Below are 10,799 nucleotides of genomic sequence, written 5' to 3'. Positions count from 1 at the left end.
ATACAGCGCGGCGAGGATCAGGTAGACCAGCAGGATCGCCAGACCGACGGCAATGGCGGCCTGCCCGTGGCTTTTCTCTTCCTGAAAGCTCATCCCCGTCCACTCGTAGCCGAAACCTTGGGGCAGTACCCGCCCGGCGATTTCTTCCATAGCCTCCATGCCGGCGCCCGTGCTGACGCCGGGGGCGGCGCTGCCCTGCATGGATGCGGAAGAGTAGAGGTTGTAGCGCGTCACGATGCTCGGCCCGCTGACCTGCTGGACGGAAGCGAAGCCCGCCAGCGGTACTTCCTCGCCCTTGCCGTTGGGCACGCGTAGGGACAAAAGGTTGTCCGCCGTGCTGCGGTAGCGTTCGGCGGCCTGCACGCGCACCTGATAGTTCTGGTTGTATTTGCTGAAGGTATTGATGTACTGGCCTCCGAACGCCGTTTGTATGGCCGTGAAAAGCTGCGGCAGGGCAATGCCTTCCGTCATGGCCTGCGTGCGGTTCACGTTCAGGTAGAGCTTGGGCGTCGAGGCGGAATACAGGGACATGACATGCTCAAGGCGCGGATCTTTCGCCGCCGCCTCCTCGTAGGCCCGTACCGCCGCCTCCAGCGCCTGAGGCCCGCGGCTGGCCCGGTCTTCGATCATCATGTCGAAGCCCCCGGCATTGCCGATGCCCATGATGGGCGGTGGCGGGATGACCATGAATTCGCCTTCGGGGATTTTTCCGAATCCCCGGTAGAGTTCGTCCATGATGGCGTACTGGTTCAGTTTGGTGCCGCGTTTCGCCCAGCTTTCGAAGATCACGAAGGCCGTCACAGCATTGGGCAGGGCCGCGCCTTCCAGCATGGAAAAACCGCTGATGGTGACCCATGTTTCCACGCCGGGCGTGTTGGCGAACACCTCATCCATACGGCCCGCCAATCCCGAAGTGCGCGGGCTGGCCGCGGCGTCGGGCAGCTGCGCGCTCACAAGGACATACCCCTGATCCTCTTCGGGCAGGAAGCCCTGAGGCAGGGTTGTCAGCCCCCAGACGGCAAAGGCGGCGAGGACGCCGTACGTCAGCAGGGCGATGGCGGGCGAACGCAGGGTGATCCCCACAATGCGCATGGCAAAGCCGTGCAGGGCGTTGTACCCGCGGTTGAAGATCCGGCAAAAGACATTGCCCGTCGCCACGTCGGCCTTGTCTTCCGCAAAATCGGGCCGTTCGCCTTGCGGGGCGTCGAACGAGGCCGGGCGCACGGCTTTCTGCTGGCGGAGCAGCAGGGAACATTCCGTGGGCGTGAGCGAGATGGCGAAAACGGCGCTGAGGAGTGCCGCGCCGCCTATGACCAGCGCGAACTGGCTGTACAGCTGCCCGGTGATGCCGGGGAGCGTGGCCGCCGGGAGGAATACGCTGGCAAAGACGAACATCACCGCCACGATGGAGAGGAACAGATCCCTCATGCCCGCGAGGGCGGCCTCCTGCGGTGTAAGCCCCCGCTCCAGATGGGACATGGTGGCTTCCACAACGATGATCGAGTCGTCCACGATGAGCCCTATCGCCAGCACGAGCGCGAAAAGCGATATCATGTTTACCGAAAAACCGGCGATGTTCAGGAAAACGAACGCCCCCATGAGGGTCACGGGAATGACCACCGCCGGGCCGACCGCCGCCCGGAAGTTCTGGAGGAAGACCAGCACGACCAGCATGACCAGCACAATGGACTTCACAAAGGTCAGATATACTTGCGTCACGGCGATGGAAACGAAGTGCGACGTGTCGAACGGCATGGTCCAGCGCATGTCGGGCGGGAAATCCTTGGACAGTTTTTCCATGGCGCTGCGGATGTTGGCGGCGGTTTCAAGGGCGTTGGCGTCGGGCAGCTGGTAGATGGCGATGAGCGCCGCGTTGTCCCCGCGGATCTGGGACTGTGCCCCGTAGGACTGCGCCCCCATTTCGATTTCGCCCACGTCGCGCAGCCGGATTATCTGGTTGCCGGGCAGCGTCTTGACGATGATGTCGCCGAATGCCGTGGGCGTGTCCAACTGTCCCTGCATGAGCACCGTCAACTGCATGGCCTGCTTGTCGGAATTGGGCCTGCCGCCGACGTTGCCCGCGGCTACCTGGACGTTTTGCTGGCTGATGGCCTGATTGACCTCGTCCACGCTCACGCCAAGGTAGTTGAGCTTGTCGAGATCCAGCCAGATCCGCATGGCGTAGAACCCGGCCCCGAAAGCCTGCACCTGCCCGACCCCCTTCACGCGGGAAAGGACGTTTTCGATTTGCAGGTTCGCGTAGTTGGCCAGAAAAAGGTTGTCGTAGGAGCCGCCGGGGGAATCGAGGGCTATGACCTGCAGGATGGAGGGGGAGTGTTTGGTGACCGTGACCCCCTGCTGCTGTACGACCTCCGGCAGAAGCGGGAGCGCGTTGTTGACCAGGTTTTGTAGCAATACCATGGCGATATTGACATCGGTCCCCAGCGCGAAGGTGACGGTAAGGGAATAGGTGCCGTCATCGGCGCTGGTGGAGGACATGTAGATCATGTTTTCCACGCCGTTGACCTGCAACTCTATGGGCGCGCCGACGGTCTTGGCCACGGTTTCCGCGTCCGCGCCGGGATAGCTGGCGGAAACGGCGATCGTCGGCGGGGTGATGTCGGGATACAGCGCTATGGGAAGGCGCGTCAGCGACACGATGCCCAGAATGACCGCAATGATGGCAATGACGTTGGTAAAAATGGGATTTTGGACGAACAGGCGTGTAAACATAGGACATTCCTCATACTGCGGGGGAGGTGCCGATAGCGTGCGGCGGGGGCGTCATTGTGCGGTGTTGGTGACGGCCATGCCCTGCCGGATATGGGCCATGCCGTCATAGATAACCAACGATTCCGGGCTAATCCCGCTGATGACGGCAATACGGTCACTGCCCACGGCGGGCCCGGTCGCCACGGGGACCATGCGGGCCCGGCTGTCCTGTGCGATGACGTATACAAAGGACTTTCCCTGATTCTCCAGCACGGCCTGCCGGGGGATCACCATCACTTCGTTCTCACGCTCCGTGGGGACCTGAACCCGTACGAAAAGGCCCGGAAGCAGCTTGCCGTCCGTATTGGGAAAAACGCCGCGCAGGGCGAGCGTCCCGGAAGAGGCGTCCACTTGCGGGGAAATGTAGTCGAGCTTCCCCTTGATGGAATAAGGCCCATCGCCGACGGCCAGTTCCAAGGGGATGGACTTGGCATCGTCGAAGCTGTTCAGAAGCGGCAGAATGCTGTCCGCCGGGGCCGTAAAATTGGCATAGACGGGATCCTGGGAAACGATGGAGGCAAGCGTTCCGGTCTGCGGGCTGATGACGTTGCCGACGTCCACTTTATGGCGCGACACGCGCCCGGTGAACGGGGCCTTGATGACCGTATACCCCAATTCGATGCCCGCTTGGGTCAGGGCGGCTTGCGCGGCGGCGACCTGCGCTTCGGCATTGCTCAACTGTTCGCGCCAGCTGACCACCGTGGCCTGTGAGGCCGCCCGTTCCGCGTAGAGCTTCTGGTTGCGGGCGTATTCGACCGCAGCCCTGTTCCGCACCGCCTTCTGCGCCGCCAGCGTGGCCTCGGCCTGCTGCCGTTTGGCCTTGTACATCGTGGGATCAATGACGAACAGGGTGTCCCCTTCCTGCACGAGCGCACCGTCCGCATAGGCTATTTTTTGCAGCGTGCCTTCCACCCGGGCCACAATGTCCGCAGTGCGCACGGCCTGCGTCATCCCCGTGCTTTCCACCAGCAAAGGCACGTTCCGCCGCTCCGGTTTGACGGCGGCCACGGGCAGAGGTTCATCCGTTTCGGCCTTATGCGGCGTGTCGTTGCAGCCGGCCAGAACAAGGCAGAGGGCCACAACGATCCCCGGCAGTCCGGGCAGGAGGAACGCGGGCACGCGGGCGGGATTTTGGCGAAGGGCTGTTTGGGAGTCGCAGCTGTGCATATCAGTAACCTCTGTGCGTTTCGGCTTGTGGGATCTCGGACTGTCCGGCAACGGGGGCGCTTTCCATATCGCGCAGCATGCCGCCCCAGTCGGTACGCTTTTTCATCGCGTCGATGGTGGCCTTGGGCAACGGCAGGGGCTGGGGCTGCCAGCCGCCGCCCAGGGCCCGGAACAGGGCCACGGCTTGCAGCGCCGTGTTTCCCGCTGCCGCCGCAACGCTGTTTTCTTGCTGGTATTGTGTGGTCTGGGCCGAGACGACCGTGGTAAAATCGGTGCTGCCCGCGTTGTACTGCTCAAGCGCCAGTTTGGTGGAGCGCCCGGCGGCTTCGGCAGCCTGCTGGAGCAGGGTCAGGCGCTGGCGGGAACGGATGAAGGAGCTCATGGCGTTCTCGGCTTCCTGCAGTGCCCGCAACACCGTTTGTTTGTAGGTGACGAGGCTTTGCTGGAAAACGGCGTCCTGCGCGCGCACGGCATTGTACAGCCGTCCGTAGTTGAGGAAGGGCAGCACCAGAGATGGCGAGGCGCTTGCGGTGAAGGCGTTGTGCGAGAAGGTGTCTCCCCGCGTGAAGGCCCCGACGTCGCTTCCTTGGAATCCCAGAAAGCCGCTGATGGAAAACGAAGGGAACAGCGCCGCCTTGTTGATGCCTATACGCGCGCACTGGGCCGCCGCCTCCTGTTCCGCCTGCCGTACATCGGGCCTCCGGCGCAGGAGATCCGCCGGGACGCCTATGGCTATGTCCAGAGGGATAAAGGACTGGGCGGTGCGTTCCGCCGCGTATGGCATTGCCCCTTGAGGAAGCGTTTTCCCCGCTGTGGGCCCGGAAGACGCCCGCGCTGCTCCGGAAGTCGTTTGAGGCGGTTGCGGCACCCAGCCCGGGGCCAGTTCCGGTACGGGGCCGGGAGGGATGCCGAGCAGCACGCACAGGGCATTGCGGCTGGTGATCAGCTGGGCTTCCAACTGCGGGATGTCGGCTTCCGTATTCTTCTGCATGGCGACGGCTTGATCGTAGTCCCGCCCGCTTGAGGCTCCCAAGCGGAACATGGCTTCGGTCAGGCGTACGGATTCCTTCTGCGCCAAGCTGTTGCGCCGTGCGATTTCCAGTTGTTTTTCCGTCATGCGATAGCTGAAATACTGTTGGGCGACATCGGCGCTGAGCGTTACGAGCGCGAGTTCATAGCCCGCATGGGCACCTTGGAGGGCGGCCTTGGCGGCTTCGGCGTTGCGCCGGTACTTGCCCCAGATGTCGATTTCCCACGTCGCCTGAAAGCCCAGGTTCAGTTGCTGGATGGTGCCGGGCTGCGAGGGCTCGTCCGGTTGGGGCGCATCGGCGGAGCGGCGGCTGGGGTGTTCGGAGCTGTATGTTCCGGTGAGCTCCTGCGTCTGCGGAAAGAAACTGCCTATGGCAATGGCATATTGCGCGCGGTACTGTACGATTTTCAGCAGGGCCGCCTCGATGGTGGGGCTGGAGAGGCGCGCCCGCGTCACAAGCTGGTTCAGGGCGGGGTCGTTGAAGCTCTGCCACCATGTATCCAGGGAAACATTGCCGACGAGAGGGTGTTGCGGGTCGTCCGCATTCCATTTTTCCGGCATGTTTTGCATATCGGGTCGTTCGAAATCAGGCCCCACGCTCCATGTGGAGCACCCCGGCACCCCGAGCAGGCATAGCGTCACGATGAGTGATTTGGCGATGCCCGCCCTGAGCCAGTGTGATCGCACTCGAGAGGAACGGCTGTTGAATAGGTAGTGATTACAGGCCAATGCAGTAGAGAATACGTTGTTTGGCATACGGCATCCTGAATGCAAAAGGATCACGTCAAGGCTTCAAGCAATGCTGGAGGAACAGGAAGCCCTTTTCTTTTAGGAATAGCTCGTTTTGGGCGAACTCCCATGATTATTTGAATGATTCTCATGAGGTATGGGAGAGGGAATACGCTTCAGGGCGGGAATGCCGCTGGAAAGCATGAACGGATTGACGCAGCGCGCGAAAAAAGGTGCCGCGCTGTTGGAGCGGGGCACCTTGGGAGGCCGTTTTAACGGAATCCGCCTGATGAGGGCGCTTCTTTTTGTGTTATCGGAGCAGCAGGATTGCCGCCCCGGTGCAGGCTATGATGGAGCCGATGATGGAGTTGGGGGCGGGGATGCGGCGTTCCATGATGCCGGTGATGATAAGCAGGGCGATGGGTTGAAGCCCGATGAGCATTGCGGCGACGGCGGCGGGAAGATAGTCGAGGGCGACGCACGAAAGCCAGATGCCCCCGGCGGGACCGAAGAGGCAGCCGAGCGGAAAAAGCTTGAGGATGCCGGGGTTGGCCTTGAGGTTCCCGAAGGCTGGCCGGATGGCTCCGAAGGCGAGGCCTACCGCCCAGATGCCCACTGTGGAAATGGCGTTACGGTAGAAAGCCAGCGGCAGCGCGCCGATGCCCTCTTGGAGGGCTTGTTTGGAAAAGACGATGCCGAGCGCGACGAAGACGGCGGCAAGGAGCGAAATGATGACCCCTTTGTTGCGCTGCTTGCTGGATACGGGAGGGTTATGGGCATCCCGCTGTTCGGAGAGGACCACGAGGATCACCCCGCACGTCGCCACGAACATCCCGAACCAGCCTTGCAGCCCGATGTATTCGTTCAGATAAATGGATCCGAACAGGGCGGTGAAGCATGAGGACAGCGATTGGCACACCTGCGCCGGACGCAGGCCGATGGTCAGTGCGCCCGCGTACTGGCAGGCGTCGCCTATGATGATCCCAAACACCCCGGAGGCCGCCGCCAGCCAAAACAAATGCAGCGACGGAAGCAATAGATCGCCCATAATCAGGCAAAAGATGCCGAGCACCACGCTCGCCAGCGGCTGCCGGATGAGCATGACCGCCGGTATCCCCACCACCCTTGAGGCCGTCGTATGGACGACGCACCCAAGGGCCCATGAAAAGGCCGTCGCTATAGCCAGAAAAACACCGAATCCGGACATACGACCTGTCCCTCCTGAAGTTCTCGCCCTGCGTAGCACGCCTGTTGCCGCATGTCACCACCTTGTTAGAGCGGTATCCGGGAAAGGCCGGGAGTCCGGTTTAGGAGAGAGCCGTATGGAAAGGATATGAGCCCCCTCTGAAAGAAGGAGAAAGGGCCGTCCGTGGGGCTGGCGATGAAAAGAGTGCGACGCCGTCAGCTTGTCATTGACGGGCGGGGGGACTCGTGGTGAAAAGGGAAGCTGGAATAACGAATAACAGCAACGACAACGTTGGGAAGGATTTATGAGTACGCCGCAACAGTCTGTGGGGGCCTCCCTGATCCGGCGGCTTTCCGCGCGGGGAGCCATCATGGGACAGGTGCTTTCCTTTTGTTTGCTGATGCTCCCCATCGTGGGATACAGCATGTGGGCGGAGTGGAATTACGAAAAGACCACGCAGCGCTCCCAACTGTTGCATACGGTCAAGGCATTGGCGGCCCGCCAGACGGCGCTCACCCGAGGCTCGGAATCCCGGCTGAAGGCCTTGAGCTTCACCCCGATAATACAACGCGGGGACCCGGAGGAAGTATTCCCGTTTCTTGTCCTGTTTAATCAGTTGGAAGAAGATTATGTCGGCGTGGCCTTGTTCCGCCCGGACGGGTCGGGCGTGGCCGGGGTGTTGAACGGCAAGACGCATGTGGTGCCCGCCGAAACGATCCGGAAGCAGCAGTATTTTATTCAGGCGCTCGCCCGACGGGGGTTTTCCGTGGGCAACTCCCTGACGACGAACGACGGGGGCATCATTCTGCCCATGACTATGCCCGTGTTGGATCAGAACGGAGAACCGCGTTTCATCCTTTTGCTGCCGCTTGGCATCGATCAGCAACACAAGGCATTGGATACATTCATGGAGGAGAGCGGAGGCAAGGTTGTGCTCTTTGACGGGGATCGGAGGCTGCTTTTTGAACACCCCGAAGCGGTGGGGAAAGCCTTTTCCAAGGAATACGTCGAACGGGAACTGTATCCTCGGGCATTCCGGCACACGGAAGGCAACCCGGGCGAGAGCGTTTTTTCCTTCCAGGGGCCGGAGGGAGAGGCGCTTGTTGGGGCAATGACGTTTTTGTATCAGGGCAACGAAGAGCGTCCGTATATTTCCATCCTTGCGTTCGACAACCAGCTCACATGGGCCGCTTTCTTGGGAAAAGGTCATATCCTTCAATTGATCGGTTTGAGCATTATTACGTTTTTATTGCTTTACACTTCAAACCGGTTGGGAAGCCTGTGTTTCGCGGACGGCCTCGGGCACATGGCGGGCGTGGCGCTCAAGGCCGGAGAGGGGGATGCCAACGTGCGCTGCGGTTCGGTCGTGGGCTGCCGCGAGATCGTCATATTGGGCCGGGCGCTCGATGGTATGCTCGATGTCCTTCAGAAAAGCGCCCATAAACTGCGTGCGCTCTCCATGCACGATCCGCTGACGGGGCTTTGGAACCGCCGTCAGTTTACGGAAATGGCCTTGCAGGAAATACGCGCCTCGGGACGTTATGGGCACCGGCTGGCTTTGGGCATGGCTGATATCGATCACTTCAAGGCCATCAACGATACCTATGGGCACGCGGCCGGTGATGCCGTACTCCGGGGCCTCTCACAGATTATCCGGAAAAATGTCCGCAAGTCGGACATGGTGGCCCGTTTCGGAGGGGAAGAATTCATTTTTCTTTTCCCACACACGACGCTGGAAGAAGCCTCTGGCGTGCTGGAGGCACTGCGCCGGACGTGTGAGGAAAACGCGGTCCCGCATCTGGACGGGACTATCCGGTTTACGGCAAGCTTCGGGGTGGCTTCATTCGAGCCGGGCGGCGACGAATTGCCTGAAGCGATGCTGGATACGCTTATCCGCCATGCCGATGAGGCGCTGTATGTTTCCAAGGAAAAGGGCAGAAACCGGGTTTCCACCTATCGGGATGCTGACAAAGTCTGATTGGCTGGGGGCGGGAATGGGTTGAAGAGCCCCGGCCTTGGCGAGGCTCTTTGAACAGTCGGGTGAAAGGATACATCTCACAGTAGAAAGGCAAGGATAACGCAAAGAAACGGGGATCACTCCGTAAAAGAATAGCGGTCCTTGCCGTGCTGTTTGGAGGCATACATGGCGGCGTCGGCGCTCTTAAAGAGGTCGATGACGGTGCGCCCGTCGTCGGGGTAGACGGAAATGCCGACGCTGCACGAGAGAGGGAAGTTCTGGCCGGGGCCGATATAGGACTTGTGCAGAGCGCTGACCACTTCGCCGGCTTTTCTGGCGAGGACGTCCGGCTTGTCCACGTTTTCGAGGAACACAAGGAACTCGTCCCCACCGATACGCGCCAGCGCGTCCGTGGGACGGAAGACGGAGCGGATGCCGTCCGCCACCTCGCGCAGCACCGCGTCGCCGAAGACATGCCCAAAGTTGTCGTTGATCGCCTTGAAATTGTCGAGATCAATCATGAACAGCGAGTGCCGCCCCTTGTGCCCCGGGCCTTCAAGGGTGGAGGCGATGAGCTCGAACATGGCGTTGCGGTTGAGCAGCCCGGTCAAACCGTCACGGCGGGATTTGTCGATGACGGCGTCTTCGCGGCGTCTGCGTTCGTCGATGTCCACCACGTAGGAGATTGCGGTGATCGTGTGCGTGGCTTCATCCTCGAGCGGGACCAGCGTGCCCGCGACCCAGTGATAGTTGCCCGAAGGTTCTTTAATGCGGTATTCAAGGTATGTGACGGGCGCGTCCTCATCCATATTCTGGAGAGGCAGATTTTTGCGGCAGAACGCCGCGCTGAATGTCCCCCTGTCGTCGGGATGGACACATTCCTGCATGAATTCCACACAGCATTGGCTGTAGTTCTCACCCCGGGGGAACCGGGAAGAGGCTCCCCAGCGCATGTATTCGGACAACACGAGATCGTTCGTGAGATCCACCTGAATGAGCATTTCGCATACGGACTGGAGTGCCCGGCGATATTGCCGCTCCACGGCGATGCGGCGGTTCTCGATGATCTTTTGTTCCGTATCGTCGATAATGATGCAAACATATTCCGGGATGCCGTCGGCGTTGACCGTCAGCCGGGAACTTTCCATCACCCAGCAGGATGAGCCGTCCGCGCGCTGGATACGGTAACTGAGCCGGTATTCGGGCTGGATCTTGCGCTGCTCATCGAGGTGGGCCACGGTGAAGGCGAGATCATCGGGGTGGACGATGTTCTTCCAGTTGTTTCCGTAGCGGCCCGTGATTTCCTCGCGGGAACAGCGTAAAAGCCGCAACATGCCGTCACTGATGAAGCGCAGCTCGAAATCCTCGGCACAGCAGAGCAGGCCCCCGGGGAGGTTGTGGGCGATTATATCGATGTGGGGAGCCACGCGCATGAGTTCTTTGCGCCCTTCCTGAATTTGGGAGAGGAAGAGATTGACGCGTTCTCCGAGCAGTCCGAGCAGTCCCGGAGCCTTTTCCGGGCAACGCACGGCGGAATCTCCCCTGCGGAACCGCTCGATGGCTGTGGCAATATGGTGGGTGGGCCGGAGCATCCGGTTGAGGTAAAGGCAGAATCCCCCCGCGAGCCCGGCGCCGGCGAGGATGAGGGAGATAAGCGCCGCAAAGATTTGTCCTAAGGGATAGAGCACCAGCGCGGCAATGGCGGGGATCATGGTAATCAAGGTGCAGCAGCTAAAGAAAACCAGCTTTGACCGCATGTTGGCTTTTTCAGCCGAGGGATCGGACAACAGAAGGAGCCAGGATTCGTCTTTGCTGTCGATCCCGTTGGAAGAAATGGGGCTATTGGACATGGTTTATATCCTGAAGAGAGTCTGGGGAAAGGGAAAGTGGCTCAGCCCGGAAGGTGGACCGTGCCCCGATCAGTTTTGGCGGAGTCCAGAGCTCTCTCTCTCTCTCTC

Annotated in this window: 6 protein-coding genes; 1 reads left to right on the top strand and 5 read right to left on the bottom strand. The window is 60.8% G+C overall.

The window, feature by feature from the left end; all coding sequences use genetic code 11:
* The 4 genes from HMPREF0178_RS15000 to HMPREF0178_RS14985 all read right to left on the bottom strand — a co-directional run.
* On the bottom strand, positions 1-2,733 hold a 2,733-nt coding region (locus HMPREF0178_RS15000), incomplete at its 3' end, for an efflux RND transporter permease subunit (protein ID WP_009380521.1).
* A gap of 51 nt (positions 2,734-2,784) precedes the next feature.
* The gene (locus HMPREF0178_RS14995; protein ID WP_009380520.1) at positions 2,785-3,939 is read right to left on the bottom strand and encodes an efflux RND transporter periplasmic adaptor subunit; all 1,155 of its coding nucleotides are present in this window, start codon (positions 3,937-3,939) and stop codon (positions 2,785-2,787) included.
* A gap of 1 nt (position 3,940) precedes the next feature.
* On the bottom strand, positions 3,941-5,725 hold the full coding sequence (locus tag HMPREF0178_RS14990) for a TolC family protein (protein ID WP_009380519.1): 1,785 nt from the start codon (positions 5,723-5,725) through the stop codon (positions 3,941-3,943).
* A 283-nt stretch (positions 5,726-6,008) separates the two neighbouring features.
* Complete coding sequence (locus tag HMPREF0178_RS14985; protein ID WP_009380518.1) at positions 6,009-6,905, bottom strand: DMT family transporter; 897 nt, start codon at positions 6,903-6,905, stop codon at positions 6,009-6,011.
* A gap of 283 nt (positions 6,906-7,188) precedes the next feature.
* Here HMPREF0178_RS14985 and HMPREF0178_RS20590 point away from each other — a divergent pair, with 283 nt between their 5' ends.
* Complete coding sequence (locus HMPREF0178_RS20590; RefSeq protein ID WP_009380517.1) at positions 7,189-8,862, top strand: diguanylate cyclase; 1,674 nt, start codon at positions 7,189-7,191, stop codon at positions 8,860-8,862.
* Between the two features lie 116 nt (positions 8,863-8,978).
* Here the strand turns inward: HMPREF0178_RS20590 and HMPREF0178_RS14975 are convergent, their stop codons facing one another.
* A complete protein-coding gene (locus HMPREF0178_RS14975; protein WP_009380516.1) occupies positions 8,979-10,691 on the bottom strand; it encodes a diguanylate cyclase domain-containing protein in 1,713 nt (570 codons plus the stop codon).
* Between the last annotated feature and the right edge of the window lie 108 nt (positions 10,692-10,799).

It is taken from the genome of Bilophila sp. 4_1_30, from assembly GCF_000224655.1.
Lineage (GTDB): Bacteria > Desulfobacterota > Desulfovibrionia > Desulfovibrionales > Desulfovibrionaceae > Bilophila > Bilophila wadsworthia.
This window is presented reverse-complemented; position numbering and strand designations above follow the sequence as displayed.